This is a genomic window from Streptomyces solicamelliae (assembly GCF_045348655.1).
GTDB classification, from domain to species: Bacteria; Actinomycetota; Actinomycetes; order Streptomycetales; family Streptomycetaceae; genus Streptomyces; species Streptomyces solicamelliae.
On the sequence record NZ_CP160404.1, the window covers coordinates 4,766,736 to 4,793,038 of the forward strand.

The window sequence follows — 26,303 nt, forward strand, 5'->3', positions numbered from 1 at the left end:
CACCCCGCGTCGTGATAATGTGGTGACACACCGACGCGGGGTGGAGCAGCTCGGTAGCTCGCTGGGCTCATAACCCAGAGGTCGCAGGTTCAAATCCTGTCCCCGCTACTGAAGATGAGGGCCCGGATCCAACAGGATCCGGGCCCTCATCGTGTGTGGATGCGCAACTCGTGTTTGACTTGTCTCCCTGTGGGCATGTCGACAAAACGCTGAAGTGACCTCACTGGCTGCGGTATACCAGGTGTACGCGGGTTGCGGGTGGTGCGACGATGGAATTTATGGGGGACAGGGCAACTCTGTTGGAGACAGGGCGGTTTGTACAACGGCACACGACCAATGCCGTTTCGGACGCCGCGGACGTGGTCGAGACGACCGCCGAGTACACCGACAGCGCCGAGACCGAGGCGCGTCACCGCCGTGCCGCGGAGAACGGTGACGCCGCGTCGATGAGCGTCCTCGGCGCGCTGCTGCTGCGCCGCGGCGACCTCGACGGCGCCGAGCCGTACCTCCGCGGTGCCACCGCGGAGGGCGACCGGGCCGCCGCGAACAACCTCGGCGTGCTGCTGCACCAGCGCGGGTACGCCGACGAGGCGGCCGGCTGGTGGCGCATCGCAGCCGTCGCCGGTTCCGCCGCGGCCGCCCACGCCCTCGGCCGCCACCACCGCGAGCGCGGCGACGAGCCGGCGGCCGAGTACTGGCTGCGCCAGTCCGCCGAGCAGGGCCACGCCCTCGGCGCGTACGCCCTCGCCGACCTCCTGGAGCACCACAGTGACGTCGGCGCCGAGCGCTGGCTGCGCGTCGCCGCCGAGCAGGGCCACCGCGAGGCCGCTTACCGCCTCGCCCGCGCCCTGGAGAAGCGCGCCGCGCAGAGCACCGGCTCCGCCGCGACCGACGGCCCCGCCGCCGCCCGGCGCCGCCCGCGCGACGCCGCCGCGTACGAGACCGGCACCGGCCGTTCGGCCCGCGAGGCGCTCGCCTACGAGACCGGCGCCCGGCTGCGCGCCGCCCGCGACCGCACCGACGGCCCGGAGGCAGCCGGCGAGCCCGGCGGCACCCTCGCCGAGGCCGAGCAGTGGTACCGCCAGGCCGCCGCCCGCGGACACCGGCGCGCCGCGCTGCACCTCGGCGCGATCCTGGAGCGCCGCGGCGAGCGCAAGGAGGCCGGCCGCTGGTACCTGACCTCGGCCAAGGACGGCGAGGCCAAGGCCGCCTGCGCGCTGGGCTTCCTGCTGCGCGACGCCGGCGACGAGGAGAGTGCCGCCGTGTGGTGGCTGCGCGCCGCCCAGGAGGGCGATGGCAATGCCGCCAACGCGCTCGGCGCGCTGCACGCCGCCCGCGGCGAGCAGCAGACCGCCGAGCGCTGGTACCGCGCCGCCATGGACGCCGGCGACGTGAACGGGGCGTACAACCTCGGGCTGCTCTGCGCCGCCCAGGACCGCATCCCGCAGGCAGAGCAGTGGTACCGGCAGGCCGCGTACGCCGGACACCGCGAGGCCGCGAACGCGCTGGCCGTCCTGCTGCTGCAGGCCGGCGACGCGAAGGGCGCGGAGCCCTGGTTCTCCAAGGCCGCCGAGGCCGGCAGCGTGGACGCCGCGTTCAACCTGGGCATCATCCACGCCGGCCGCGACGACGACCGTGCCGCGCTCGGCTGGTACGAGCGGGCCGCCGCCGCCGGGCACACCGAGGCCGCGCTCCAGGTCGGCATGGCCTGCCTGCGCGACGGCGACGAGCAGAGCGCCGAGCGCCATCTGCGGTGCGCCGCGGGCGGCGGCAGCGCGGAGGCGGCGTACCGGCTGGCCACCGTCCTCGACGCCCGTCGGCCCGAGCCCGGCCCGACCGCGCTCGGGGCGCCGCAGGCCGAGAAGACCGAGTGCGAGGAGTGGTACGAGCGGGCCGCCGAGCAGGGCCACCGCCGTGCGCAGGTACGGGTCGGCATGCTGGCCGCCGCGCGCGGCGACATCGCGGACGCCGCGCACTGGTACCGGGAGGCGGCCGAGGCGGGCAGCCGGAACGGGGCGTTCAACCTCGGGCTGCTGCTCGCCCGCGAGGGCAACGAGCGGGAGGCCGCGCTCTGGTGGACCCGTGCCGCGCACGCGGGCCACGGCCGCGCCGCGCTCCGGCTCGCGCTGCTCGCGGCGCGCCGCGGCGAGCTCACCGAGGGCCGCCGCTGGTGCGCCCGCGCGGTCGAGCTCGGTCCGGCGGAGGTGGCGGAGCGGGCGGCGCGGCTGAGCGAGGCGCTGCACCAGGAGCTCACGGCCTGAGGATTTGCGCTGGTCGCAGGGGTACCGTAAGGTTGTGTTCACCGACGCGGGGTGGAGCAGCTCGGTAGCTCGCTGGGCTCATAACCCAGAGGTCGCAGGTTCAAATCCTGTCCCCGCTACTGAAACGAAGGCCCGGATCCATTGGATCCGGGCCTTCGTGCATGCACGGAGCGTGCGGTACGAAAGAAGCCCCCGAAGGGGCTTCCGCCGACCTACGCGCAGTCCGGGCAGATGCCCCGGTACGTGACCTCGACGTCCGAGACCGTGAAGCCGAAGCGCTCCGAGTCCGGGAGGTCCTTCAGCGGGTTCCCCGCCGGGTGGACGTCGCGGATCGCCCCGCAGCGCGCGCAGACCAGGTGCTGGTGCGGCCGGTGCGCGTTCGGGTCGTAGCGCTTGGCGCGGTGGTCGGTGCTGACTTCCATGACCTCGCCGAGCGACACCATCTCGCCCAGCGTGTTGTAGACGGTGGCCCGGGAGATCTCCGGCAGTTTCTGCACGGCGCGGGCGTGCACCTCGTCGGCGGTGAGGTGGACGTGGTCCCCGTCGAGGACTTCGGCCACGACACGCCGCTGCGCGGTCATTCGCCAGCCGCGGCCGCGCAGTCGTTCCAACAGGTCACTCATGGGGGTCAGCCTAACTCAGCGGGCCAGCGTCCCTTCGTGCCGGAGTGCCGGGGTCCAGCACCGGATGATGTCGCGGACCGACACGATGCCCATCGGGCCGCCGTCCTCGTCCAGGACGATGAGATGGCGGAAGCCGCCGCGCGTCATGGCCTCCGCGGCCTCCTCCAGGGTCCAGCCGGGTGCGGCGAAGACGACGTCGGTGGTGGTGTGGGAGCCGGCGGTCTCGTAGTCGGGGTTCTGGTCGGAGCCGAGGGAGTTGAGGATGTCGCGCTCGGTCAGAATGCCGATGCCGCTGTGGTCGGCGTTCATGACGACGGCCGCGCCGATACGGCGCGCCGCCATCAGCCGGGCGGCCTGGCGGAGAGTGTGGGCGGGTCCGATGGTCAGGATCACGGTGCTCATGGCGTCACGGACGAGCATGAAGGCAGCCACCTCCTCGGTGAACGGTCCCCGCTTCAATCTTCAACGAGAACCGTTTCACAAGTTCACAATCGGGGGGACTCTCAGAGTGGCAGCGGTGAGGGGAGCCGACAAGAGGGCGCGCGAGGGGCGCGGGTCGCGTCCTGCGGGGCTTCTGCCGCCGCGCGCCCCCGTCGCTACTGCTGGTTCAGGTAGCTCAGCAGTTCGCCGTGGAGGAGGCCGTTCGACGCGGCGGCGTTTCCGCTGTGGGGACCGTGGCGGCCGTCGAGGCCGGTGAACGTGCCGCCCGCCTCCTGGACGACGATCGCCGTCGCCGCCATGTCCCACAGCGACAGCTCCGGCTCCGCACAGATGTCCACCGAGCCCTCGGCGACCATCATGTACGGCCAGAAGTCCCCGTACGCGCGGGTCCGCCAGCAGGCCCGGGTCAGGTCCAGGAAGCCGTCGAGCCGGTCCTGCTCCTCCCAGCCGCTCAGCGAGGAGTACGCGAACGAGGCGTCGGACAGCTCCGCCACCTGCGAGACACCGATCCGCGACGCCGACGCCAGGCTGCGCCCGGTGTACGCGCCCAGGCCCTTCGCCGCCCACCAGCGCCGGCCGAGCGCCGGCGCCGACACCACGCCCACCACCGGCTGGAACCCGGTGTCCCCGGCCTCCATCAGCGCGATCAGGGTGGCCCACACCGGCACCCCGCGGACGTAGTTCTTGGTGCCGTCGATCGGGTCGATCACCCAGCGCCGGGGCCCGGAGCCCTGCACGCCGTACTCCTCGCCGAGGATCGCGTCCCGCGGCCGCGCCCGCTGCAGCTGAGCCCGGATCAGTTCCTCGGCGGCCTTGTCCGCCTCGCTCACCGGCGTCATGTCGGGCTTCGTCTCGACCTTCAGGTCGAGAGCCTTGAAGCGCTCCATGGTGGCGGCGTCGGCGGCGTCCGCGAGGACGTGGGCGAGGCGCAGGTCGTCGTGGTAATCGGCCATGTTCGGAACTCTATCCTCCCTGAGGGCGGTGCTCCGCGGAGCCCCTTGACAGTGTGTGGTGGCCCGTCAACTCTGTGCGAAGGAACGGCGAGGACGGGAGGCGACGATGCCCGCAGCGCGCGAGGCCCTGCTGGACGCGGCGCTCGCGGCCCTCGGGCGGCTGCCCTGGTCCGCGGTCCGCATGGTCGACGTCGCGGCTGCCGCGGGGGTGTCCCGGCAGACGCTCTACAACGAGTTCGGCAGCAAGGAGGGCCTGGCCCGCGCCCTCGTCCGGCGCGAGGCGGACGCCTATCTGCTCGGCGTGGAGCGGCTCCTCACCGGCCGCCGCCCGCCGCAGGCCCGGATCGACCGGCACCACGGGCCCGATCTGCTCGGCCCGCCGCCCCTCAACCCCGAGCGGCTCGCGATGGTGGCCGAGTGGATCGTCGCCCAGGCCGCCGACCGGCCCCTGCTGCGCGCCCTGCTCACCGGCGGCTGGACCGAGCGGCTGCCCGCGCCCCGGCCGGCCCGCTCCGCGTCCCTCGCCTCCGCGCTCCCGGCCCAGCGGCGGGCCGACGCCGGCGCGCCAGCCCCGGCCGAACTGGTCGCAGCGACGCTCGCGCACGCCGACGCCAAGACCGTGCTGTCCTGCGAGCTCGCCGTCCGGCTCGCCCTGTCCCACATCGTCGCGCCCGGTCCGCAGGGCGTCGGCCAGGCGGTCCGCGCCGCGCTCAGTGCGAGGAGCCGGACAGCTGGAGACCGATGACCCCGATGATCACCAGCGAGATCGACACGATCTTCAGCGTGGAGACCACGTCGCCGAGGAAGATCATCCCGTAGACGGCGGTGCCGGCCGCGCCGATCCCCGTCCACACCGCGTACGCCGGACCCACGTCCAGCTTCCGCAGCGCGAGGGTGAGCAGACCGAAGCTGCCCAGGGCGAAGATCGCGAAGGCGATGGTCGGCCAGAGTCGCGTGAAGCCGTGCGACAGCTTCAGGCACACCGCGAAGCCGGTTTCGAGGAACCCGGCGAGCACCACCAGCAGCCACGCCATCGTCAGTGCCTCCCACGCCGTCGGTGACTGCTTCGTCTCACTCGGTGCGATTATGCACTTACCGGTGGACACCAGTCTGAAACGGACGTGATCAGTCGCCTTCGCGTCGCTCGCGGGTGGCGAGCAGCCGCCGCAGCGAGTACAGCCGGGCAGGATCGGCATGGCCCTCGGCCACCCAGTCGTCCAGCGCGCAGTCCGGTTCGTCGTGGCTGCAGGCCCGCGGACAGTTCTCGGTGCCCGGCTCCAGGTCGGGGAAGGCGTGGATCACGCGCGACGGGTCGATGTGGTTGAGGCCGAACGACCGGACGCCCGGGGTGTCGATCACCCAGCCGTCCACCGACTCCAGCGGCAGCGCCAGCGCCGACGTCGTGGTGTGCCGGCCGCGCCCCGTGACCGCGTTGACATGACCGGTGGAGCGGCGGCGTTCCTCCGGGACCAGCGCGTTGACCAGCGTCGTCTTGCCGACGCCGGAGTGCCCGACGAAGGCGGTGACCCGGCCGTCGAGGTACTCGCGGACCCGGTCCGCGGCCCCGCCGTCGTACAGCTCGTCGCGCGAGGTGACCACGTACGGGACGCCCAGCGCGCCGTACAGGTCGAGCATCTCGTCCGGCGGGGCGAGGTCGGACTTGGTGAGCACGAGCAGCGGCTCCAGACCGCCGTCGTACGCGGCGACCAGGCAGCGGTCGATGAGCCGGGGCCGCGGCTCGGGGTCGGCCAGCGCGGTGACGATCGCGAGCTGGTCGGCGTTGGCGACGACCACCCGCTCGAACGGGTCGTCGTCGTCGGCCGTCCGGCGCAGCACGGAGCTGCGCTCGCCGATCCGGACGATGCGGGCCAGGGTGTCCTTCTTGCCGGACAGATCGCCGACGAGCTGCACCCGGTCGCCCACGACCGCGGCCTTGCGGCCCAGCTCGCGGGCCTTCATCGCCATGATCACGGTGTCGTCGACCAGGCAGGTCAGCCGGCCGCGGTCGACGGTGAGGACCATGCCCTCGGCGGCGTCCTCGTGCTTCGGCCGGATGTTGGTCCGGGGCCGGTTGCCCTTGGGGTTGGGCCGCTGGCGGATGTCGTCCTCGTCGGTGTGCTTCCCGTAGCGCCGCATGTCGTCAGCCCTCGAGCATTTCGGTCCACATCCTCGGGAAGTCCGGCAAGGTCTTGGCGGTCGTCGCCACGTTCTCGATCTGCACGCCCTCGACCGCGAGGCCGATGATCGAGCCGGCCGTCGCCATCCGGTGGTCGTCGTAGGTGTGGAAGATCCCGCCGTGCAGCGGGCGGGGGCGGATGTGGAGGCCGTCCTCGGTCTCGGTGACGTCGCCGCCGAGCTCGTTGATCTCCTTGGTGAGCGCCGCCAGGCGGTCCGTCTCGTGCAGCCGCAGATGGGCGACGCCGCGCAGGGTGGACGGGGAGTCGGCGAGGGCGGCGACCGCGGCGATGCCCGGGGTCAGCTCGCCGACCTCGCTCAGGTCCACGTCGATGCCGTGGATCCGGCCGGTGCCGGTGAAGGTCAGACCGCGCTCGGTCAGTTCGCAGGAACCGCCCATCGCGGTGAAGATCTCGCGCAGCGCGTCACCGGGCTGAGTGGTCCGCGACGGCCAGTCGGGGATCGTCACCCGGCCGCCGGTGACCAGGGCCGCGGCCAGGAACGGCTGGGCGTTGGACAGGTCCGGCTCGACGGTCAGGTCGCGGCCGAGCAGCGCGGACGGGGAGACCCGCCAGACGTTCGGCTCGCCGCCGGTCTCCGGCTCGTCGACCTGGGCGCCGACCACGCGGAGCATGTCGACGGTCATCCGGATGTGCGGCAGGGAGGGCAGCTTCGCGCCCACGTGCCGGACCTCGACACCCTGGTTGAAGCGGGGCGCGGACAGCAGCAGCGCGGAGACGAACTGGGACGAGGACGAGGCGTCGATCTCGACCCGGCCGCCCTCCAGGGCGCCCGCGCCGTGCACGGTCATCGGCAGCGCGCCGCGGCCGCCGTCGTCGATCCGGGCGCCGAGCGCGCGCAGCGCGTCGATGACGCCGTGCAGCGGGCGCTCGTGGGAGCGGGGATCGCCGTCGAAGCGGACCGGGCCGTCGGCGAGGGTGGTGACCGGGGGCAGGAAGCGCATCACGGTGCCGGCGTTGCCGACGTCGACGGACGCGTCGCCGCGCAGCGGGGCGGGGATGACGCGCCAGGCCTCGCCCGTACCGTCCGGCCCCACGCCCTCTTCGATGCGGACGCCCAGGGTGCGCAGGGCCTGGGCCATCAGGAGCGTGTCGCGGGAGCGGAGCGGGCGGCGCAGCCAGCCCGGCTCGGCGGCGAGGGCGGCCAGGACCAGGCCGCGGTTGGTGACCGACTTCGATCCGGGCACCGTGACGGTCGCGTCGACGGCCCCGCCGGCATAGGGAGCGGGCCAGAGGTCGGACGGCAGGTCGGTGGTGGGTACGGAACTTTCGGTCATGCCCTCACTTTAGTGGGGCACGCACCGGCTACAGCCCCAGCAGCCAGCGCCCGCCGCCGATCAGCGAGCACAGCGAGACCGCGTGGAACATGAAGAGCCAGAGTGCGGCGGGGACGTGGGTGAGCCGCGAGAGCTGGTCGGCGTCGGAGTCCGGCGCGCCGCCGTGCCGGCGCTTGGCCTGCAGTTCGAAGGCCGGACGGACGCCGCCGAGGAGCAGGAACCACACGACGGTGTACGCGAACGCCGACTGGACGGCCGGGTCGGTGAGCCAGGAGACCAGCAGGAACGCCGCGCCGGTGAGGACGACGGTGAGTACCCCGTACGCGTTGCGGATCATCACCAGCATGACGAGCAGGAGTGCCGTGGCCAGCCACAGCAGCAGGGTGACGCGGTGCTGGGTGAGCAGCCAGGCGCCGCCGAGGCCGAGGAGCGGCGGGGCGGTGTAGCCGGCGGCCGCGGTGAGGATCATGCCGATCCCCGAGGGCCTGCCGCGGCTGACGGTGAGGCCGCTGGTGTCGGAGTGCAGCCGGATGCCTTCGAGGCGGCGGCCGCTGAGCAGGGCGATCAGGCCGTGGCCGCCCTCGTGGGCGATCGTGACGGCGTTGCGCGAGAGCCGCCAGGCCGGGCGCGGGGCGACGGCGAGCAGCGCGACGACGGCGGTGGCTATGACGATCCACAGCTCGGGCGCGGGCTGGGTGCCCAGGACTTCGCTCATTTCGGGGATCGGCTCCTCGCTGGTAGATCAAGAAGGTGCAGGTGCGCAGCACCGTCGTTGAGGGGTGGTGGTCGGGCGGCGGGAGGGAGTGGCAGTGTGGCACGTATGTGCGGACGGTATGCAGCGAGTCGAGGGCCCGAGGATCTCGTGGGGACCTTCGAGATCGAGAAGTGGGAGCCGGAGGAGACGCTGGCGCCCGACTGGAACGTGGCTCCGACGAAGGAGGTCTACGCGGTCCTCGAACGCCCTCTGAAGGACGCCGAATCGAAGCGTCCGGTTCGCCAGCTGCGGAAGCTGAAGTGGGGCCTGGTGCCGTCATGGGCCAAGAACCCCGAGGGCGCGGCCCGGATGATCAACGCGCGGGCGGAGACGGTCCACGAGAAGCCGTCGTTCCGGCGGGCGTTCGCGGCCCGGCGGTGCATCCTGCCGGCGGACGGCTACTACGAATGGGTCACCGGCGTCGAGGAGCGGGACCTGGAGGTCGAGGGCAGGAAGAAGCGGCCGCGGAAGCAGCCCTACTTCGTCACCCCGGCGGACGGCTCGGTCTTCGCCATGGCCGGTCTCTACGAGTTCTGGCGCGACCGCACCCTGCCGGACGACCACCCCTCGGCGTGGTGGGTGACGTGCTCCGTCGTGACCACGGAGGCGGAGACCGGACCGCTCGGCGTGGCCCCGGCGGAGGGCCCGGGCTCGCTCGCGGACATCCACCCGCGGATGCCGCTGATGCTGACCCCGGACCGCTGGGACGCCTGGCTGGACCCGCGCACCACGGATCTCGACGAGCTGCGCGGGCTGCTCACCCCGCCCCCGGGGGGCCTGATGCGCGCCTATCCCGTCCCCACCGCCGTCAGCAACGTCCGCAACAACGGCCCCGAACTCCTCACCGAGCTCTCGGGCCCGGAGGTGGCGACCCTGTTCTGACCGCCGCGCGCGGCAGGATGGGGGCGTGACGAAGATCGAGACGGTGGAGACCGCGACCGGGCCGGCGCGGGTGCATTGGTACGCGGCGGAGAAGCCCCGGGCGGTCGTGGCGCTGTCGCACGGTGCCGGCGGCGGCATCGGGGCCCGGGACCTCGCCGCGCTGGCGCGTGTCCTGCCGGAGCAGGGGTTCACCGTGGCGCTGGTCGAGATGCCGTGGCGGTTCGCCGGCAAGAAGGTCGCACCGGCGCCGAAGACCCTCGACACCGGATGGCGCGAGATCTGGCCGGCCCTCGCCCGGCCGGAGCTGCCCGTCGTCGCCGGCGGCCGCAGCGCCGGCGCCCGCGTCGCCTGCCGGACCTCCGCCGAGCTCGGCGCCGCCGCCGTGCTCGCGCTCAGCTTCCCCCTCCACCCGCCCGGCCGCCCCGAGAAGTCCCGCGCCGACGAACTGCTCGGCGCGGGCCTGCCCACGCTCGTCGTCCAGGGCGGCAACGACCCGTTCGGCAGGCCGGAGGAGTTCCCGGAGGGCGACCACGAACTCGTCGGGATCCCGTACGGCGATCACTCCTTCGCCGTCCCCAAGCGCGCCGACCTGACGGAGTCGGAGGCCGTGACGCTCCTCACCGACGCCGTCACCGCGTGGCTCGCCACCCCGGGAATGTTGCGCACGCGCCCCGTGTTGTGACGGGCGTCGGTAAGAAGAGAGTCAAGGAGAGGAAGTCCGTCGCATGGGATCGACCATCTGCCCCCAGCGCTCGCAGGCCGCTGACCTCGACTGGACGGTCCTGCCTGCGCCCAAGCGCGCCCCTATTCGGGCGGCGGGCGGTGCGGTTCCTCGTCTATCCTCCGAAACGAGCGGGGTCGCGATCGAACCCGCCCCATCGCTGGAGGAGGTGGGTCCTGTCACTGGGACCGACACAGGGACCGACGACGGCCCCGAGGAGACGACCTCGGAGCGCAACGCGCGCTTCGAGCGGGACGCCCTCGGATTCCTCGACCAGATGTACTCCGCCGCGCTGCGCATGACGCGCAACCCCGCGGACGCGGAGGACCTGGTGCAGGAGACCTATGCCAAGGCGTACGGCTCCTTCCACCAGTTCCGCGAGGGCACCAACCTGAAGGCCTGGCTGTACCGGATCCTGACCAACACCTTCATCAACTCGTACCGCAAGAAGCAGCGTGAGCCGCAGCGCAGCGCCGCCGAGGAGATCGAGGACTGGCAGCTCGCCCGCGCCGAGTCGCACATGTCGACCGGACTGCGGTCCGCCGAGTCGCAGGCCCTCGACCACCTGCCGGACTCCGACGTGAAGGAAGCGCTCCAGGCGATTCCCGAGGAGTTCCGCATCGCCGTCTATCTCGCGGACGTCGAGGGCTTTGCGTACAAGGAGATCGCGGACATCATGGGTACACCCATCGGTACGGTGATGTCCCGACTGCACCGGGGCCGCCGCCAGTTGCGCGGCATGCTCGAGGACTACGCCCGTGAGCGCGGGCTGGTACCCGCGGGCGCCGGAGAGTCGTCGAACGATCGGAAAGGCTCGGGCTCATGAGCTGCGGAGAGCCGCACGAGACGGACTGCTCAGAGGTCCTGGATCATCTCTACGAGTTCCTCGACCGCGAGATGCCCGACAGCGACTGCACCAAGTTCGAGGTGCACTTCGAGGAGTGCTCCCCGTGCCTGGAGAAGTACGGCCTGGAGCAGGCCGTGAAGAAGCTCGTCAAGCGCTGCTGCGGCAGTGACGACGTGCCCACCGACCTGCGGGCCAAGGTGATGGGCCGGATCGACCTGATCCGCGCCGGCCAGGCCGTGCCGGAACACGACGTGACAGCCTCGCACGACGTCACCCCCGCGCCGCAGGAGCAGTAGGACAGACCGGGGCACACCATCATCGGACCGCCGTGACCTGCGGCGGTCCGCTGCGTTCGGTGATGTGACCATCGGCTTGTATCACCCGATGGTGCGAATCGGTCCGCAGTCCCCCGACCGGCCCCCGCCGACTCGCTAGCGTGACCGGCGTGATGGCACTCCCGGCAGCGGCACGCGGCACGCTCGTGTGCGCCGCCCTGTGCGCCGCCGCGCTCGCCGCGCCCGCGCTGCGCCCCGGCGCGCACACCCCGTGGACCACGCTCGCGCTGCTCGCCGCGCTGTACGCGTGCTGCGAACTGCCCGCCCGCTGCCGGCTCCTCGGCCGGGCGCTCGGCGGCGCCGCGCCCCTGGGCGCCGGGACGTTCTTCCCCGTACTCCTCGCCGCCGCCCTGCTCCTGCCGCCGGCCGCCGCCGCGCTCGCCGCGCTGCCCGGCGCGCTCGCCGCCCGCGTCGAGCAGCGCCCCGCCGGGCCGCGCCGCGTCTGGCGCGCGGCACAGCTCGCCCTCGCCGTCTGGGCCGCCGCCCGCACCGCCGAACTCCTCGGCGGGCCCGCCGCCCTGGCACCCGCGCAATTCCCCCGGATCCTGCTCGTCGCGCTCGCCGCCGCGGCCGTCTTCAGCCTCGTCCTCACCGCCCTCGACGGCGCCATCCGCGTAGCCGCCGAACGCCGGCCGGCCCGGACCGCCTGGCGCGGACTGCTCGCGCCCGCCCTCGCCGCGCACACCGTGCACGGCCTCGCCGGGCTGATGACGGCCGTCCTCTGGCGCAGCGCGTACGGCCCGGCGGCCGCGCTGTTCGTCCTGCTCCCCATGTACATCTCCTGCTGGGTCTTCGCCCAGTACCACCGCGAGCGCGCCGCCCACCAGGGCACCATCCGGGCGCTCGTGCAGGCCGTGGACCTGAAGGACACGTACACCCGCGGACACAGCGAACGCGTCGGCCGTGCCTCGGTGCTGATCGCCCGTGAGCTGGGGATGGCCGAGGACCGGGTGGAGATCCTCCGGTTCGCCGGGATCCTCCACGACATCGGCAAGCTGGGCGTGCCCACCCGCGTGCTGCGCAAGGACGGCCCCCTCACCCCAGAGGAACGCCGGGTCATCGAACTCCACCCCGAGTACGGGCACGAGATCGTCCGCGGCATCGGCTTCCTCGGCGAGGCACGCGCGGCGATCCTGCACCACCACGAGCGGATGGACGGCAGCGGATACCCGTACGGGCTCCGCGGCGACGGCATTCCCGAGTTCGCCCGGGTCGTCGCCGTCGCCGACGCCTTCGACGCGATGACCTCCACCCGCTCGTACAGCAGGGCCCGCCCCGTCGACACCGCCCTGACCGAACTCCGCCGCTGCGCGGGCACCCAGTTCGACCCCCGCATGGTCCACGCCCTGGCCCGGGCCCTCGACCGGCACGGCTGGCAGACGGCGGTCACCTCCGACGAACCCGCCCCGGCGGCACCGACGCCCGCCGGCGCGCTGCCCGCGCCCCGCCCGTACGCGGACCGGGCGGCCGGGCCGCGGCCGGCGCCCCGGACCGGTCCGTGAACGGCTCCCGCGCCGTGCTCCTCGCCGTCCACGGCGCCGCGCTGGCCCTGACCGTCGTCGCCGTCGTGCAGACCCTCCGGACCGGTGTCGCCGAACCCGGGAACGCCCTCGCCTTCGGGCTGCTCATCGCCCTCGGCGAGCTCTCCGGGTGGCGCGGCCCCCGCACCGCAGCGCTCCGGGACCGGGAGCCCGCGCCGCTCGCCGCCGCCGGCGCGCTCGCGTACGCGCTGCTCGGCGACAGCGGCGGCCGCGCCACCACGCACGACGTCCCGCAGATCGTCGCCGTCGTCGTGGCCGCCGGGCTGGCCGGCGCCGTCCCGCACCTGGCCCGCGGCGGCGGACCCGACCTCGACCACCTGGCCCGGCGCCTCCTCACCGTCGGCTTCGCCGCCCTCTGCTTCCAGCCCCTCTACAACGCCGGCCTGCTCGACCGGTACCTCGGCCGGGGAGCCGGCCACGCCCTGTTCCTGCTGCTCCTGATCGTGCTCATCGCGCTCTGCGACGCCGTCCTCGCCGCCCTGCTGCTGCGCGCCCGGGCCGGTACCCGCCCCCCGTACGGCCCCCTCCTCCGCGACGAGCTGCGCGGACTGCTCGGCATCGGCTCCGCCGTCGGGGCGACCGGCGCTGTGACCGCCCTCGGCGTGGCCGCCGCCGGACTGTGGGCGCTGCCCGTGCTCTGCCTGCCGCTGCTGCTCACCCAGGTCTCCTACCGCCGCTACACCGCGGCGCGCGTCACCAACGGCCAGACCATCGCCTCCCTCGCCCGCGCCACCGAGATCGCCGGATACACCCCGGCGGGGCATGCGCGCCGGGTCGCCGCGCTCAGCACCGCCGTGGGACGCGACCTCGGCCTGCCCGGACCCGAACTGACCGTCCTGGAGTACGCGGCCCTGATGCACGACATCGGCCAGCTCTCCCTCGTCGACCCGGTCCCGTCCGGCGCGACCGCCGGGCTCCCGCCCGAGGAACAGCGCCGGATCGCCCTGCTCGGCGGGGCGGTGGTCCGCCGCACCGGCGTCCAGGAGGCCGTCGCCGTCGTCGTGGAACGGCAGGCCGACCCGTACCGCGAGCAGCCGCTGCCCGCGCGGATCGTCCGCACCGTCAACGCGTACGACGACCTGGCCGGGGACGGGCCCGGCGGGGCGCTCGACGCCCTGGAGCTGCTGCGGCTCGGGACCGCCCGCGACCACAGCCCCGAGGTCGTCGAGGCGCTGGCCCGCGTCCTGGCGAGTGGCGGCGCAGGTGAAGGCGTCGGGGGGCGGCGTCGCCCCTCGTCGGACTGGGTAACCCATGGGTAATGAGCGCGCGTCCGACCGGGCATGGTTGGATGCGAACAAGAGGGTGAAGCGACCGGCAGGCGGGAATCGTGAGGATCTTCGGGAAGGTACGGCATCGGCCCTCCGCCTCGTGGCGGCAGGCCACCGACCGCGCGTTCACGCTGATCGGCGACGGCCGGTACGAGGACGCGGGCGCGCTGCTCACCCGCGCGGCGGACCTGGAGCCCTGGCTCTCCGAGTCCTGGTTCAACCTCGCGCTGCTGCACAAGTTCCGGCACGACTGGGAGCAGGCCCGGGCCGCCGGGCTGCGCGCGGTCGCCCTGCTGGACAAGGAGACCGGTGCCCCGGACTGGTGGAACGTCGGCATCGCCGCGACCGCCCTGCAGGACTGGCCGCTGGCCCGCCGCGCCTGGCAGGCGTACGGGCTGAAGGTCCCCGGCGCCTCCGCCGGCACCGGTGAGCCGGCCGGCATGGAGCTCGGCAGCGCCGCCGTACGACTCTCGCCCGAGGGCGAGGCCGAGGTGGTGTGGGGCCGGCGGCTCGACCCGGCCCGGATAGAGGTCCTGTCCATCCCGCTGCCGTCCTCCGGCCGCCGCTGGGGCGAGGTCGTGCTGCACGACGGCGTGCCCAACGGGGAGCGGACGACCAGCGCCGGCCCGTCGTACCCGGTCTTCGACGAGATCGAACTGTGGGCCCCCTCGCCCGTCCCCACCTGGGTCGTCCTCCTCGAGGCCGCCACCGAGGACGACCGGGACGCCCTGGAACAGCTCGCCGCGGACGCCGGCTTCGCCGCCGAGGACTGGTCGTCCTCCGTACGGCTGCTCTGCCGTGCCTGCTCCGAGTCCTCGATGCCCAGTGCCGAGGGCGAGGGCGAGCACCTGGACCCGCACGACCACAGCGAGCCCGGCCACCCGGGGCCCCTCGGCCACCGCTCGCCCGGCGAACTGTGGGTCCCCGAGCGCGAGTGCGGCATAGCGGCCCCCGCCGGCCTGGTCCGCGGGCTGCTCGACGGCTGGGTCGCGGACAGCCCGGAGACCCGTGAATGGCGTGATCTCGAAGAGGTCTGCTGAGGCTTCCGCCACCGCCCCGTAGTCTGTCCCCGACGGAATCGGGTTTTCAGGTGCAGGAAGGCGCGGCGGCAACATGGCGCAGCAGGAGACGGGCGAACAGGTGAACGACGGGTTCGTCGTCGACACGGAGGACTGCGAGGCGCGTGAGCTCGCGTACCGCGAGCGGGGCACGGTGCGTCCGATCACGGTCGTCGGCAACCCGGTGCTGCACAAGGAGTGCAAGGACGTCACCGAGTTCGGCGACGAGCTCGCGACCCTGATCGACGACATGTTCGCCAGCCAGAAGGCGGCGGAGGGCGTGGGCCTCGCCGCCAACCAGATCGGTGTGGACCTCAAGGTCTTCGTCTACGACTGCCCCGACGACGAGGGCGTCCGCCACACCGGCGTGGTCGTCAACCCGGTCCTCCAGGACCTCCCGGCCGAGGCCCGTCACCTGGACGACTCCAACGAGGGCTGCCTCTCGGTCCCCACCGCGTACGCCTCGCTGGCTCGCCCGGACTACGCCGAGGTCCACGGCCAGGACGCCCAGGGCAACCCGATCAAGGTCCGCGGCACCGGCTACTTCGCCCGCTGCCTGCAGCACGAGACGGACCACCTGTACGGCTACCTGTACATCGACCGTCTCTCCAAGCGCGACCGCAAGGACGCCCTCCGCCAGATGGAAGAGGGCACCCCGCGCTACGAGACGGTCCCCAACGCCTGACGTTCTCTGCCTCGCGCACGCACGGCGCGGTGGACGGCCCAGCCGACCACCGCGCCGATCGCGTACCAGAACAGATCCGGCGCGTTGAACGACGTCCCGAGCACCAGCCGCGCGACAGTGCTGTGCACGGCCAACTCCGCCGGCACCCCGCTCAACTGGAACACCTCCACGGCCCAACTGAACGCCAGCGCACTCCCCGCCGCCACGACCGGCCGCACCCGAGGCGCCACCAGCACCACCAGAGTCAGCACCAACACCGTGTAGAGCGCGTCCCCCGCGTACTTGGCGAAGTCCCCCGACGCCACGGCTCGGACACCGAGCCCGGCGGCGACGACACCCAGGGCAACACCCCCGACCCAGACCCGCACCCGCACCCCCACCCGCACAAGATCCCCCATGCCAGGCACTTTAAGGTCTGGCCGGGATCATCGGGCATGGTCGCCTGGCAGGTCACGGCGCTGAAGGGCTGTGCTCTCGGCGTGAGCAGCCATGCCCCTCACCGCACACGGTGAGGGGCATGGCACTCGTGTTCCGACGGATCAGAAGTCCTCGTCGAGGTCGACCGAGCCCTCCACCGCCACCTGGTACGCGGACGGGCGGCGTTCGAAGAAGTTGGTGAGCTCCTGGACGCCCTGGAGTTCCATGAAGGAGAACGGGTTCTCCGAGCCGTACACCGGGGCGAAGCCGAGACGCTGGAGGCGCTGGTCGGCGACGCACTGGAGGTACTCGCGCATCGACTCGGTGTTCATGCCCGGCAGGCCGTCGCCGCACAGGTCGCGGCCGAACTGGAGCTCCGCCTCCACCGCCTCCTTCAGCATGGCGGTGACCTGCTCCTGCAGCGCGTCGTCGAAGAGCTCCGGCTCCTCCTTGCGGACGGTGTCCACGACCTCGAAGGCGAAGTTCATGTGCATGGTCTCGTCGCGGAACACCCAGTTGGTGCCGGTCGCCAGGCCGTGCAGCAGGCCGCGGGAGCGGAACCAGTAGACGTACGCGAAGGCGCCGTAGAAGAACAGGCCCTCGATGCACGCGGCGAAGCAGATGAGGTTGAGGAGGAAGCGGCGGCGGTCGGCGGCCGTCTCCAGCTTCTCGATCTTCTCGACCGAGTCCATCCATGTGAAGCAGAACTGCGCCTTCTCGCGGATCGACGGGATGTTCTCCACCGCGGCGAAGGCCGCCGCGCGGTCGTCCGGGTCGGGCAGGTACGTGTCCAGGAGGGTCAGGTAGAACTGGACGTGCACGGCCTCCTCGAAGAGCTGGCGCGACAGGTACAGGCGCGCCTCGGGGGAGTTGATGTGCTTGTACAGCGTCAGGACCAGGTTGTTCGCCACGATCGAGTCGCCCGTCGCGAAGAACGCGACCAGCCGGCCGATCATGTGCTGCTCGCCCGGCGTCAGCTTCGCGAGGTCGGCGACGTCCGAGTGGAGGTCGACCTCCTCCACGGTCCAGGTGTTCTTGATCGCGTCCCGGTAGCGCTCGTAGAAGTCCGGGTAGCGCATGGGGCGGAGGGTGAGCTCGAAGCCCGGGTCCAGGAGGTTCTTCTTGGCGGACGTGGACATTACTGGCAGGCCTCGCAGGACTCGGGGTTTTCGAGGGAGCAGGCGACGGCCTCGGGGTCGGCGACCTGCTGCACGGGAACAGTGGCGGCCTTCGCCGCGCGGGCGATCCTCGTCGCCGGGCGGGAACGCAGGTAGTACGTGGTCTTCAGGCCCTGCTTCCAGGCGTACGCGTACATCGACGACAGCTTGCCGATGGTCGGGGTCTCCATGAACAGGTTCAGGGACTGAGACTGGTCCAGGAACGGGGTGCGCTCCGCCGCCATGTCGATCAGGCCGCGCTGCGGGATCTCCCACGCCGTGCGGTACAGCTCGCGCACCTCTGCCGGCACCCAGGAGAAGCCCTGCACCGAGCCGTTGGACTCGCGCAGCGCCTCGCGGGTCTGCGCGTCCCAGACGCCCAGCTCCTTCAGGTCCGCCACCAGGTACGAGTTGACCTGCAGGAACTCTCCGGACAGCGTCTCGCGCTTGAACAGGTTGGAGACCTGCGGCTCGATGCACTCGTACACGCCGGCGATCGAGGCGATCGTCGCGGTCGGGGCGATCGCGAGGAGCAGGCTGTTGCGCATGCCGGTCGACGCGATCCGCTCGCGCAGCGCGGCCCAGCGCTCGGGCCAGTTCAGCTCGACGCCGTAGTGGTCGGGGTGCAGCACGCCCTGCGCGGTACGGGTCTTCTCCCAGGCGGGGAGCGGGCCGTTGCGCTCGGCGAGGTCGGCGGACGCCTCGTACGCCGCGAGCATGATCCGCTCGGCGATCCGGGTCGACAGGGCGCGCGCCTCCGCCGATTCGAACGGCAGCCGCAGCCGGAAGAAGACGTCCTGGAGGCCCATCGCGCCCAGACCCACCGGACGCCAGCGGGCGTTGGAGCGGCCGGCCTGCTCGGTCGGGTAGAAGTTGATGTCGACGACCCGGTCGAGGAAGGTGACGGCGGTATGGACGGTCGCGTCCAGCCGCTCCCAGTCGATGTCGCCGGCCGCCGTGTCGACGAACGCGCCCAGGTTGACCGAGCCGAGGTTGCAGACGGCGGTCTCGCCGTCGTTCGTGACCTCGATGATCTCGGTGCACAGGTTCGAGGAGTGCACGACCGTGCCGGGCTCGGCGGTCTGGTTGGCGGTGCGGTTGGAGGCGTCCTTGAAGGTCATCCAGCCGTTGCCGGTCTGCGCGAGGGTCCGCATCATCCGGCCGTACAGGTCGCGGGCCGGCATCGTCTTGCGGGCCAGGCCCGCCGCCTCGGCCTTGCGGTACGCGGCGTCGAACGCGTCGCCCCACAGGTCGACCAGCTCGGGCACGTCCGCCGGGGAGAACAGCGACCACTCGGCGTCCGCGTTGACCCGGCGCATGAACTCGTCCGGGATCCAGTGCGCCAGGTTCAGGTTGTGGGTGCGGCGGGCGTCCTCGCCGGTGTTGTCGCGGAGCTCCAGGAACTCCTCGATGTCCGCGTGCCAGGTCTCCAGGTAGACCGCGGCCGCGCCCTTGCGGCGGCCGCCCTGGTTCACGGCGGCGACGGAGGCGTCGAGGGTCTTCAGGAACGGCACGATGCCGTTGGAGTGCCCGTTGGTGCCGCGGATCAGCGAACCGCGGGCGCGGATGCGGGAGTACGACAGGCCGATGCCGCCGGCGTGCTTCGAGAGCCGGGCGACCTGGTGGTACCGGTCGTAGATCGAGTCCAGCTCGTCCTGCGGGGAGTCCAGCAGGTAGCAGGACGACATCTGCGGGTGGCGGGTGCCGGAGTTGAACAGGGTGGGGGAGGAGGGCAGGTAGTCGAGCCGGCTCATCAGCCCGTACAGCGCGGCGACTTCGTCGAGCGCGCGGGTGGAGTCGTCCTCGGCGAGGCCGCAGGCGACGCGGAGCATGAAGTGCTGCGGGGTCTCGACGACCTTGCGGGTGAGGGGGTGGCGCAGCAGGTACCGCGAGTACAGCGTCCGCAGCCCGAAGTACCCGAAGCGGTCGTCGGCGCCGGCGTCGATCAGCGCGTCCAGACGGGCGGCGTGCCGGGCGACGAACTCCGCGGTGCGGTCCGCGATCAGGCCCTCGCGGTGGCCGGTGGCCACGGAGGCGGAGTACGACACCGCGCCCTGGCCGGCGGCCTCCTGGGCGATCGTCAGGGTGAGCAGCCGGGCGGCGAGCCGGGAGTACGCGGGGTCCTCCGCGATCAGGCCGGCGGCGGCCTCGGTGGCCAGCTCGCGCAGCTCCGCCTCGTCCGACCCGGGGTGCCGGCCGCGCAGTGCGGCGGCGGCGACCCGGCCGGGGTCGGTGTCGGGGAGATCGGCGGTGAGGTCGGTCAGGGTCCGCAGCAGTGCGGTCCCGGGGCCGTCGCTCTCGACGCCTGCGGCCGGATCGGCGGGCGCGATGGTCACGGTGGGGGCTCTCCCTCGCTCGGCGCTCGTGGCCGGCGCGGGGAGGGAGGGCGGGCGGGCGGCCGTACGCACGGGGGCCCGCGTCCACCGGCCCACTCCGCGAGGCCCGGACGTCAGTCGGCACCCGGAACGGACGGACCGGGCGCACCGTCGGCAGGTCCTCGGACTCGGCTGTGCGCGAACGCGCACGAAGCACACCGTTGCGGGACAGTTCCGGATTCGCACCGGATTCCCCTGCGGCGACAGCGAGCTAGAGCATACATGTGGGGGGCGCTCCTCGAAGCACCCCCCACATGTTGTGTCGCGTGGAACCCCCTACCACTCCAGCGCGTAGCTGAGCAGGACGAATTCGGGGTGCTCGGGGATCGGGCTCCAGTCCCGCTCCGGCGTGCGCCGGAAGCCCAGCCGTTCGTAGATGCGGTGCGCGCCGCGCATGGCGGGCTGCGTGGACAACACGATCCGCACGCAGCCCTCGACGCCCCGCGCTCGCTCGACACAGTCCCGCACGAGCGCCTCGCCGACGCCCCGGCCCCGGGCCGCGCGGTCGACCGCCAGCATCCGGATCTCGGCCTCGCCGGCACGGGCCAGATCGGCCATCGGCCCGGGGGAGGGGACGAACGTCACCCCGCCGAGGACCGTGCCCTCCCCGTCGACGGCCACCAGCACCTCGGCCGACGCGGCCCGCTTGCCCACGTCACGCAACTCGCCGAGGTACCAGTCCGCCTCCCCGAACGCCAGCAACCCGTCGGCGAGATACGCCTGTGCGACGACCTCCCCCAGCTCCGCGTGCTCCTGCCTCCGCACCACCCTGATCGTGAAGTCCATACCGGCAGTCTCCCCCGGGGCGCCCTCGCCCGGGCGACGGCGAAGGCCGCCGCGATGTCCCGGTAGGGGAGTGCGGCGGCCTTCGTCAGGTCGGCGGCGGCGTCAGTGGCCCGCGCCGACCTTCGGGAGGTCGGTCTGGACGCCCTTGTCGCCGGCGTCCGCCGTGTAGTCCGACGGGGAGGTCTCGTCGATGCCCTCGGGGGCCTTGAGCGCCTTCAGGACGAAGGTGAGGACCACCGTCACCACCACGTTGAGCACGAACGCCGTGAGACCGATGTAGCCGATCTCGCCGATGCCCGGGATCTCCGCGGCGGACCCTCCGAAGTGCTTCTGCGTCGGGCTGGCCACGCCGTACGCCGCGGCGGTGCCGTAGATCATGCCGACCGCCCAGCCGGCCAGCAGCGCCCAGCGGTGGAACCAGCGGGTGAACAGGCCGCCGACCAGGGCCGGGAAGGTCTGCAGGATCCAGATGCCGCCGAGCAGCTGGAAGTTGATGGCGACGGTCTTGTCCATGGTGAGGACGAAGGCCAGCGCGCCGACCTTGACCAGGAGCGACACCAGCTTGGACACCTTGGTCTCCTGCTCCGGCGTGGCGTCCGGCTTCAGGAAGTCCTTGTAGATGTTGCGGGTGAAGAGGTTCGCCGCGGCGATCGACATGATCGCCGCCGGCACCAGCGCGCCGATGCCGATCGCGGCGAAGGCCACACCGGTGAACCAGTCCGGGAACATGTTCTCGAACAGCTGCGGGATGGCGAGCTGGCCGTTGGCCACCTTCACCCCGGCCGCGATCGCCATGAAGCCGAGGAGCGCGAGCAGGCCCAGCATCAGCGAGTACAGCGGCAGGATCGTGGTGTTGCGGCGGATGACCTCACGGCTCTTCGAGGAGAGCGTCGCCGTGATCGAGTGCGGGTACATGAACAGCGCCAGCGCCGAGCCGAGCGCCAGCGTGGCGTACGTCCACTGGCCCGCCTCGCCCGGGACCAGCGCGCCGCGCGGCTTGTCGGTCGCCGGGTTGATCTCCGCGTACGCCTCGCCGGCCTTGCTGAAGATGACGTCGAAGCCGCCGAGCTTGATCGGGATGTAGATGATCGCCACCGCGATCACGATGTAGATCAGGGTGTCCTTGACGAAGGCGATGAGCGCGGGAGCGCGCAGACCCGAGGAGTACGTGTACGCGGCGAGCACACCGAAGGCGATGAGCAGCGGCAGGTCCTTGATGAACCAGTGCGTGCTCTCGCCGCCGCCGACGCCCATCACGTCCAGGACGGCCTGGATGCCGACCAGCTGGAGCGCGATGTACGGCATCGTGGCCAGGATGCCGGTGACGGCGACCGCCAGCGACAGGCCCTTGGAGCCGAAGCGGCCGCGGACGAAGTCCGAGGTGGTGACGTAGCCGTGCTTGTGGGAGACCGACCACAGGCGGGGCAGGAAGGTGAAGATCAGCGGGTACACGAGGATCGTGTACGGGACGGCGAAGAAACCGGCCGCGCCCGCCGCGTAGATGGCCGCAGGGACGGCGACGAAGGTGTACGCGGTGTAGAGGTCGCCGCCGAGCAGGAACCAGGTCACCCAGGTGCCGAACGAGCGGCCGCCGAGGCCCCATTCGTCGAGGCTGTTCTCGTTCTCCGCCTTGCGCCACTTCGCGGCCCAGAAGCCCATGACCGTGACGGCCAGGAAGAAGAAGATGAAGACGGCGAGTGCGACGCCGTTCACGCCTTCCTTCACTGCTGCTCACCCCCCTTGCGGGCGCGCTGGTCGCGCTGCCACAGCTTGAACGCGACCATGGTGAGCGCGGTCGACAGGACCACCCAGGCCATCTGGTACCAGTAGAAGAACGGGATGCCCGCGAGGTACGGCTCGGTCTTCGCGTACGAGCTCACCCAGAGCATGGCCACGAACGGCGCGACGAGGCAGAGTGCCACAACCACCCGCACCGGTGTCACAGTTGGCTGCTTTTCTTGTTGCTGTTGTTGCGTCACTTCTGACATACGGCGAACCGTCCCCTCAGTGATCACCCGTGTAATGGGCACGAAATCTAGGGGACTGTCCCGCATTTTGGAACCCTGGTCCGAATAACGGACGTGTATCGGGCTGGTCTCGGAGTGCACCGCGCCCCGGGAACACCAATGCCCCGACACACCTCACGGATGCGTCGGGGCAAAGGTTCAGATCGATTTTCAGCCGTCGGGCTCAGCCGTTGGGCCGCTGCAGCCTCGCGACGAACTTGTAGCGGTCGCCGCGGTACACCGACCGCACCCACTCGACCGGTTCGCCGTCGGCGTCCTTCGAGTGGCGGGAGAGCATCAGCATCGGCAGGCCGACGTCGGTGCCGAGCAGTCCGGCCTCGCGCGGGGTGGCCAGGGAGGTCTCGATGGTCTCCTCGGCCTCGGCGAGGTGCACGTCGTACACCTCTGCCAGCGCGGTGTAGAGCGAGGTGTACTTGACCAGCGACCGCCGCAGCGCCGGGAAGCGCTTGGCCGACAGGTGCGTGGTCTCGATGGCCATCGGCTCGCCGCTGGCCAGTCGGAGCCGCTCGATCCGCAGCACCCGGCCGCCGGTGGAGATGTCGAGCAGTCCGGCCAGGGTGTCGTCGGCGGTGACGTACCCGATGTCGAGCAGCTGCGAGGTGGGCTCCAGGCCCTGGGCCCGCATGTCCTCGGTGTACGAGGTGAGCTGCAGGGCCTGCGAGACCTTGGGCTTGGCCACGAACGTGCCCTTGCCCTGGATCCGCTCCAGCCGGCCCTCGACGACCAGTTCCTGCAGGGCCTGGCGCACGGTGGTGCGCGAGGTGTCGAACTCCGCGGCGAGCGTCCGCTCCGGCGGGACCGGCGTGCCGGGCGCCTGGGTCTCGGTCATGTCGAGCAAGTGCCGCTTGAGTCGGTAGTACTTGGGCACGCGCGCGGTCCGGGTGGCGGCGCCGCCGCCCTCTGTCTCCGTGCTGCCCGCGTCCGTGGCCATGGCCTGCCTTTCCGACTCCTGTGCTGCTGCCGTCACCGGCTCCTCCGTATATAGCGGCTCACATGGTGGCACGGACCGGTCACGGGTCGTCGCCCTGCCTCAGGTGTCGGTCCGATAACGGAGCCGACAGCCCTTCTTATACACCCTTGACACCCCTAAAGGTCTAGGCCAAGCTCCGGGTACTGGTCTAAACCATTAAAGACCAGGTCCCAGCCCTACAAGCATGACTCGTCGAATGACTTCGCGCGGTGGGCAGGGGTTGCAGGCATCCCTGAGGAGGGTGGCGTGAAGCGCAAGCTCATCGCGGCGGTCGGCGTCGCGGGCATGATGGTCTCGGTCGCTGCGTGTGGTTCTTCGGACGGCGACAAGGGGGGCAAGACGGACGCGTCCGGCAACAAGACCCTGACCGTCTGGGTGATGGACGGTTCGGCTCCGGACGCCTGGATGGCGGCCGTCAACAAGGAGTTCGAGGCCGCCCACAAGGGCGTCAAGGTCAAGGTCGAGAAGCAGCAGTGGAACGGCATCCAGGAGAAGGTGACCGCGGCCCTCTCCGAGGACAACGCCCCTGACGTCCTGGAGCTCGGCAACACCCAGACCACCGGCTACGCCGCCACCGGCGGTCTCGCCGACCTGACCGGCGACAAGGCCAAGCTGGGCTACGACGCCTGGAACAAGGGCATCCTGCCGTCGGCCGAGCTCGACGGAAAGCTGTACGCCGCCCCGTGGTGGGCCGCCAGCCGCGTCGTCGTCTACGACAAGGCCGCGTACAAGAAGGCGGGCGTCACCCCGCCGAAGACCCGCCAGGAGTGGATCGACGGCCTGAAGAAGCTCAAGGCCTCCGACCCGAAGACCCAGCCGATCTACCTGCCCGGCCAGAGCTGGTACGTGCTCGCCGGCTTCGTCTGGGACGAGGGCGGCGACCTGGCCGTCAAGGACGGCGACAAGTGGAAGGGCGCCCTCGCCACTCCGCAGGCCGCAGCCGGCATGAACTTCTACAAGGAGCTCGCCTCCTACTCCACCGCGCCGAAGGACAAGGACGAGGCCACCCCGCAGCAGTCCACCGACATCGTCCCCAAGGGCGGCGTGGCGTCCTGGATCGGTCTCGGCTGGGAGGCCGGCGGCGCGATCGACGCGATGAAGAAGGCCGGCAAGACCGCCGACTTCGGCTACTTCCCGATCCCGGGCAAGACCGCCGACAAGCCGGGCTCGGTGTTCTTCGGCGGCTCGAACCTCGCGATCGCCGAGCGCTCCGCCAACAAGGACCTCGCCAAGGAGTGGCTGGCCCTCGCCGCCGGCAAGGCCCAGATGACCAAGTACGGCGAGGCCGTGCAGGGTGGTCTGATCCCGAACATCCCGGCCGCGCAGTTCCAGCCGGCCGCCGGCTCCTTCGCCGAGGCCATGGTCCAGGCCTCCGGCACCGGCCGCATCACCCCGGTCACCGCCGGCTGGGCGAACGTCGAGACCGCCCCGAACCCGATCAAGGACTACATGACCAAGGTCCTGAAGGGCGAGGACCCGGCCAAGGCCGGCGAGGCCGCCGACAAGGTCATCAACGAGCGCATCAACCAGCAGTAGGCACGTCGCCCGGCAGTGCGGTCCGGCTCCGGCCGGCCGCACTGCCGGGACGTCGCAGTGACCAGCGGCCCGGTTCGCCCGGGCCGCGCCCCGGTGGGCGCGGGAGCCCCAGAACCGCGAGGAAGAAGACCATGACCGTGGACTCCCAGGGGACGGCGGCAGCCGCTCCTCAGGACGCGCCCGGGAGGGCGGCGGAGATGCCGAATACACAGAAGGGGCAGCCACCCCCTTCCGGCCCCGAGGAAGTCCTTCAGCCTCCGCGCGGCAGACGCTCCCTGCCCGCCGGGGTGTTGCCGTATCTGCTCGTCGCCCCCGCGCTGCTGTCCATGGCGGCGCTGCTGCTCTATCCGCTGATCCGCAATGTGATCCTCTCCTTCCAGCAGCTGGACCGGAAGGAGTTCATCACCCGCGAGACGGTCTGGACCGGGTTCGACAACTACACGAAGCTGCTCACCGACCCCGACTTCTGGACCGTGGTCGTCCGCAGCGTCCTGTTCACCGGCGCCAACGTCTTCCTGATCATGGTGCTCGGCACCGGCATCGGACTGCTGCTCAACCGCCTCGGCAAGAAGATGCGGCTGGTGCTCTCGCTGTCGCTGATGCTCGCCTGGGCCATGCCGATCGTCGCCTCCGTGACCGTCTTCCGGTGGCTCTTCGACGAGCAGTTCGGCGTCGTCAACTGGCTGATGCGGACGCTCGGCTTCTCCGGCTACGAGCAGCACAACTGGTTCGAGACCGGCCTGTCCACCCTGACGATCATCGCCGTGCTGCTCGTCTGGGGCTCGATCCCGTTCGTCGCCCTCAACATGTACGCCGGCCTCACCACCATCGGCACCGAGCTGTACGAGGCCGCGAAGATGGACGGCGCGAACGGCTGGCGCACCTTCTGGGCCGTGGTCTTCCCGAACCTCAAGCCGTTCTTCATGATCACCACGTTCCTGGAGATCATCTGGATCTTCAAGGCGTTCGCGCAGGTCTACGCGATGAACGCCGGCGGACCCGACCGCGCCTCCGAGACGCTGCCCGTCTTCGCCTACATCGAGGGCGTCGGCCAGTTCCACTACGGCATGGCCGCGGCGACCTCCGTCCTGACGATCGTGCTGCTCCTCGCGGCCATGTCCTTCTACTTCCGCCTGATCCTGAAGCAGGAGGAGGAGCTGTGAGCACCACCACCGGCACCACCCCGGCCCCGCA

General features: G+C 71.7%; 26 protein-coding genes, 2 tRNA genes and 1 riboswitch. Of the genes, 14 read left to right on the forward strand and 14 right to left on the reverse strand.

Annotated features, from left to right (window positions below):
• Window positions 1–34 precede the first annotated feature (34 nt).
• From ABZO31_RS22325 to ABZO31_RS22335, 3 genes are all read left to right on the forward strand, one after another.
• Window positions 35–108 (forward strand) — tRNA-Met (locus tag ABZO31_RS22325).
• A gap of 161 nt (window positions 109–269) precedes the next feature.
• Entirely contained in the window at window positions 270–2,261 is a 1,992-nt protein-coding gene (locus tag ABZO31_RS22330) for a tetratricopeptide repeat protein (protein WP_406863033.1), read from the forward strand.
• A gap of 45 nt (window positions 2,262–2,306) precedes the next feature.
• Window positions 2,307–2,380: transfer RNA gene (locus tag ABZO31_RS22335), tRNA-Met, on the forward strand.
• A 93-nt stretch (window positions 2,381–2,473) separates the two neighbouring features.
• On the opposite strand, the gene ABZO31_RS22340 is transcribed toward ABZO31_RS22335, so the two are convergent.
• The 3 genes from ABZO31_RS22340 to hisN form a co-directional block, all read right to left on the reverse strand.
• Complete coding sequence (locus ABZO31_RS22340; RefSeq protein ID WP_406863034.1) at window positions 2,474–2,884, reverse strand: Fur family transcriptional regulator; 411 nt, start codon at window positions 2,882–2,884, stop codon at window positions 2,474–2,476.
• 15 nt (window positions 2,885–2,899) lie between these two features.
• Window positions 2,900–3,304: a CBS domain-containing protein gene (locus ABZO31_RS22345; protein ID WP_406863035.1), complete on the reverse strand. Its 405-nt coding sequence runs from the start codon at window positions 3,302–3,304 to the stop codon at window positions 2,900–2,902.
• 176 nt (window positions 3,305–3,480) lie between these two features.
• Complete coding sequence (gene hisN, locus ABZO31_RS22350; protein ID WP_406863036.1) at window positions 3,481–4,278, reverse strand: histidinol-phosphatase; 798 nt, start codon at window positions 4,276–4,278, stop codon at window positions 3,481–3,483.
• 106 nt (window positions 4,279–4,384) lie between these two features.
• Between hisN and ABZO31_RS22355 the strand changes: the two genes are divergently transcribed.
• Window positions 4,385–5,023 (forward strand): TetR/AcrR family transcriptional regulator, encoded by a 639-nt coding sequence (locus ABZO31_RS22355; protein ID WP_406863037.1) that lies wholly within the window; start codon window positions 4,385–4,387, stop codon window positions 5,021–5,023.
• Here ABZO31_RS22355 and ABZO31_RS22360 read toward each other — a convergent pair.
• The 4 genes from ABZO31_RS22360 to ABZO31_RS22375 form a co-directional block, all read right to left on the reverse strand.
• Window positions 4,989–5,312, reverse strand: coding sequence for a DMT family transporter (locus ABZO31_RS22360; RefSeq protein WP_406863038.1), 324 nt, complete (start codon window positions 5,310–5,312; stop codon window positions 4,989–4,991). The genes ABZO31_RS22355 and ABZO31_RS22360 overlap by 35 nt on opposite strands.
• Window positions 5,313–5,403: 91 nt before the next feature.
• A complete protein-coding gene (gene rsgA / locus ABZO31_RS22365) occupies window positions 5,404–6,414 on the reverse strand; it encodes a ribosome small subunit-dependent GTPase A (RefSeq protein ID WP_406863039.1) in 1,011 nt (336 codons plus the stop codon).
• Window positions 6,415–6,418: 4 nt separating this feature from the next.
• Entirely contained in the window at window positions 6,419–7,750 is a 1,332-nt protein-coding gene (gene aroA, locus ABZO31_RS22370) for a 3-phosphoshikimate 1-carboxyvinyltransferase (RefSeq protein ID WP_406863040.1), read from the reverse strand.
• 28 nt (window positions 7,751–7,778) lie between these two features.
• Window positions 7,779–8,465 carry a M50 family metallopeptidase gene (locus tag ABZO31_RS22375; protein WP_406863041.1) on the reverse strand — a complete coding sequence of 229 codons (687 nt, stop codon included), beginning with the start codon at window positions 8,463–8,465 and terminating at the stop codon, window positions 7,779–7,781.
• Between the two features lie 105 nt (window positions 8,466–8,570).
• On the opposite strand from ABZO31_RS22375, the gene ABZO31_RS22380 reads away from it, so the two are divergent.
• The 8 genes from ABZO31_RS22380 (at window position 8,571) to def (ending at window position 15,841) form a co-directional block, all read left to right on the forward strand.
• Window positions 8,571–9,386 carry an SOS response-associated peptidase gene (locus tag ABZO31_RS22380; RefSeq protein WP_406863043.1) on the forward strand — a complete coding sequence of 272 codons (816 nt, stop codon included), beginning with the start codon at window positions 8,571–8,573 and terminating at the stop codon, window positions 9,384–9,386.
• A gap of 25 nt (window positions 9,387–9,411) precedes the next feature.
• Window positions 9,412–10,068, forward strand: a complete 657-nt coding sequence (locus tag ABZO31_RS22385; RefSeq protein WP_406863044.1) for an alpha/beta family hydrolase — start codon at window positions 9,412–9,414, stop codon at window positions 10,066–10,068.
• 208 nt (window positions 10,069–10,276) lie between these two features.
• Window positions 10,277–10,933, forward strand: a complete 657-nt coding sequence (locus tag ABZO31_RS22390; protein ID WP_406863045.1) for a sigma-70 family RNA polymerase sigma factor — start codon at window positions 10,277–10,279, stop codon at window positions 10,931–10,933.
• Window positions 10,930–11,250: a mycothiol system anti-sigma-R factor gene (gene rsrA / locus ABZO31_RS22395; RefSeq protein ID WP_406863046.1), complete on the forward strand. Its 321-nt coding sequence runs from the start codon at window positions 10,930–10,932 to the stop codon at window positions 11,248–11,250. The genes ABZO31_RS22390 and rsrA overlap by 4 nt, the downstream gene beginning before the upstream one ends.
• A gap of 149 nt (window positions 11,251–11,399) precedes the next feature.
• A complete protein-coding gene (locus tag ABZO31_RS22400; protein ID WP_406863047.1) occupies window positions 11,400–12,791 on the forward strand; it encodes an HD-GYP domain-containing protein in 1,392 nt (463 codons plus the stop codon).
• Entirely contained in the window at window positions 12,788–14,089 is a 1,302-nt protein-coding gene (locus tag ABZO31_RS22405; RefSeq protein ID WP_406863048.1) for an HD-GYP domain-containing protein, read from the forward strand. The genes ABZO31_RS22400 and ABZO31_RS22405 overlap by 4 nt, the downstream gene beginning before the upstream one ends.
• Before the next feature lie 68 nt (window positions 14,090–14,157).
• Window positions 14,158–15,138: a tetratricopeptide repeat protein gene (locus ABZO31_RS22410; RefSeq protein WP_406863049.1), complete on the forward strand. Its 981-nt coding sequence runs from the start codon at window positions 14,158–14,160 to the stop codon at window positions 15,136–15,138.
• A 73-nt stretch (window positions 15,139–15,211) separates the two neighbouring features.
• On the forward strand, window positions 15,212–15,841 hold the full coding sequence (def, locus tag ABZO31_RS22415; protein ID WP_406863050.1) for a peptide deformylase: 630 nt from the start codon (window positions 15,212–15,214) through the stop codon (window positions 15,839–15,841).
• On the opposite strand, the gene ABZO31_RS22420 is transcribed toward def, so the two are convergent.
• From ABZO31_RS22420 to ABZO31_RS22450, 7 genes are all read right to left on the reverse strand, one after another.
• The gene (locus ABZO31_RS22420) at window positions 15,817–16,239 is read right to left on the reverse strand and encodes a DUF2809 domain-containing protein (RefSeq protein ID WP_406863051.1); all 423 of its coding nucleotides are present in this window, start codon (window positions 16,237–16,239) and stop codon (window positions 15,817–15,819) included. The two genes, def and ABZO31_RS22420, sit on opposite strands and share 25 nt — an antisense overlap.
• A gap of 141 nt (window positions 16,240–16,380) precedes the next feature.
• On the reverse strand, window positions 16,381–17,397 hold the full coding sequence (locus ABZO31_RS22425; RefSeq protein WP_406863052.1) for a ribonucleotide-diphosphate reductase subunit beta: 1,017 nt from the start codon (window positions 17,395–17,397) through the stop codon (window positions 16,381–16,383).
• Complete coding sequence (locus ABZO31_RS22430) at window positions 17,397–19,751, reverse strand: ribonucleoside-diphosphate reductase subunit alpha (RefSeq protein ID WP_406863053.1); 2,355 nt, start codon at window positions 19,749–19,751, stop codon at window positions 17,397–17,399. Before ABZO31_RS22430 ends, ABZO31_RS22425 begins: the two co-directional genes overlap by 1 nt.
• Window positions 19,752–19,907: 156 nt before the next feature.
• A riboswitch (cobalamin riboswitch) is annotated at window positions 19,908–19,985 on the reverse strand.
• Window positions 19,986–20,066: 81 nt separating this feature from the next.
• Window positions 20,067–20,576: a GNAT family N-acetyltransferase gene (locus ABZO31_RS22435; RefSeq protein WP_406863054.1), complete on the reverse strand. Its 510-nt coding sequence runs from the start codon at window positions 20,574–20,576 to the stop codon at window positions 20,067–20,069.
• Window positions 20,577–20,678: 102 nt separating this feature from the next.
• Entirely contained in the window at window positions 20,679–22,301 is a 1,623-nt protein-coding gene (gene mctP, locus ABZO31_RS22440) for a monocarboxylate uptake permease MctP (protein WP_406863055.1), read from the reverse strand.
• A complete protein-coding gene (locus ABZO31_RS22445) occupies window positions 22,298–22,564 on the reverse strand; it encodes a DUF3311 domain-containing protein (protein ID WP_406863056.1) in 267 nt (88 codons plus the stop codon). Before ABZO31_RS22445 ends, mctP begins: the two co-directional genes overlap by 4 nt.
• 202 nt (window positions 22,565–22,766) lie before the next feature.
• On the reverse strand, window positions 22,767–23,534 hold the full coding sequence (locus ABZO31_RS22450; RefSeq protein ID WP_406865432.1) for a GntR family transcriptional regulator: 768 nt from the start codon (window positions 23,532–23,534) through the stop codon (window positions 22,767–22,769).
• 285 nt (window positions 23,535–23,819) lie between these two features.
• Here ABZO31_RS22450 and ABZO31_RS22455 point away from each other — a divergent pair, with 285 nt between their 5' ends.
• Together ABZO31_RS22455 and ABZO31_RS22460 are read left to right on the forward strand one after the other, a co-directional pair.
• The gene (locus ABZO31_RS22455) at window positions 23,820–25,109 is read left to right on the forward strand and encodes an extracellular solute-binding protein (protein ID WP_406863057.1); all 1,290 of its coding nucleotides are present in this window, start codon (window positions 23,820–23,822) and stop codon (window positions 25,107–25,109) included.
• Window positions 25,110–25,240: 131 nt separating this feature from the next.
• Window positions 25,241–26,272 carry a carbohydrate ABC transporter permease gene (locus tag ABZO31_RS22460; RefSeq protein ID WP_406863058.1) on the forward strand — a complete coding sequence of 344 codons (1,032 nt, stop codon included), beginning with the start codon at window positions 25,241–25,243 and terminating at the stop codon, window positions 26,270–26,272.
• The last annotated feature ends 31 nt before the right edge of the window (window positions 26,273–26,303 follow it).

Excerpts from the sequence above, each read along its gene's own strand:
- ABZO31_RS22330 (WP_406863033.1), top strand. The coding sequence starts at position 270 with ATGGAATTTATGGGGGACAGGGCAACTCTGTTGGAGACAGGGCGGTTT.
- ABZO31_RS22340 (WP_406863034.1), bottom strand. The coding sequence starts at position 2,884 with ATGAGTGACCTGTTGGAACGACTGCGCGGCCGCGGCTGGCGAATGACC.
- ABZO31_RS22345 (WP_406863035.1), bottom strand. The coding sequence starts at position 3,304 with ATGCTCGTCCGTGACGCCATGAGCACCGTGATCCTGACCATCGGACCC.
- hisN (WP_406863036.1), bottom strand. The coding sequence starts at position 4,278 with ATGGCCGATTACCACGACGACCTGCGCCTCGCCCACGTCCTCGCGGAC.
- ABZO31_RS22355 (WP_406863037.1), top strand. The coding sequence starts at position 4,385 with ATGCCCGCAGCGCGCGAGGCCCTGCTGGACGCGGCGCTCGCGGCCCTC.
- ABZO31_RS22360 (WP_406863038.1), bottom strand. The coding sequence starts at position 5,312 with ATGGCGTGGCTGCTGGTGGTGCTCGCCGGGTTCCTCGAAACCGGCTTC.
- rsgA (WP_406863039.1), bottom strand. The coding sequence starts at position 6,414 with ATGCGGCGCTACGGGAAGCACACCGACGAGGACGACATCCGCCAGCGG.
- aroA (WP_406863040.1), bottom strand. The coding sequence starts at position 7,750 with ATGACCGAAAGTTCCGTACCCACCACCGACCTGCCGTCCGACCTCTGG.
- ABZO31_RS22375 (WP_406863041.1), bottom strand. The coding sequence starts at position 8,465 with ATGAGCGAAGTCCTGGGCACCCAGCCCGCGCCCGAGCTGTGGATCGTC.
- ABZO31_RS22380 (WP_406863043.1), top strand. The coding sequence starts at position 8,571 with ATGTGCGGACGGTATGCAGCGAGTCGAGGGCCCGAGGATCTCGTGGGG.
- rsrA (WP_406863046.1), top strand. The coding sequence starts at position 10,930 with ATGAGCTGCGGAGAGCCGCACGAGACGGACTGCTCAGAGGTCCTGGAT.
- def (WP_406863050.1), top strand. The coding sequence starts at position 15,212 with ATGGCGCAGCAGGAGACGGGCGAACAGGTGAACGACGGGTTCGTCGTC.
- ABZO31_RS22420 (WP_406863051.1), bottom strand. The coding sequence starts at position 16,239 with ATGGGGGATCTTGTGCGGGTGGGGGTGCGGGTGCGGGTCTGGGTCGGG.
- ABZO31_RS22425 (WP_406863052.1), bottom strand. The coding sequence starts at position 17,397 with ATGTCCACGTCCGCCAAGAAGAACCTCCTGGACCCGGGCTTCGAGCTC.
- ABZO31_RS22435 (WP_406863054.1), bottom strand. The coding sequence starts at position 20,576 with ATGGACTTCACGATCAGGGTGGTGCGGAGGCAGGAGCACGCGGAGCTG.
- ABZO31_RS22445 (WP_406863056.1), bottom strand. The coding sequence starts at position 22,564 with ATGTCAGAAGTGACGCAACAACAGCAACAAGAAAAGCAGCCAACTGTG.
- ABZO31_RS22450 (WP_406865432.1), bottom strand. The coding sequence starts at position 23,534 with ATGGCCACGGACGCGGGCAGCACGGAGACAGAGGGCGGCGGCGCCGCC.
- ABZO31_RS22460 (WP_406863058.1), top strand. The coding sequence starts at position 25,241 with ATGACCGTGGACTCCCAGGGGACGGCGGCAGCCGCTCCTCAGGACGCG.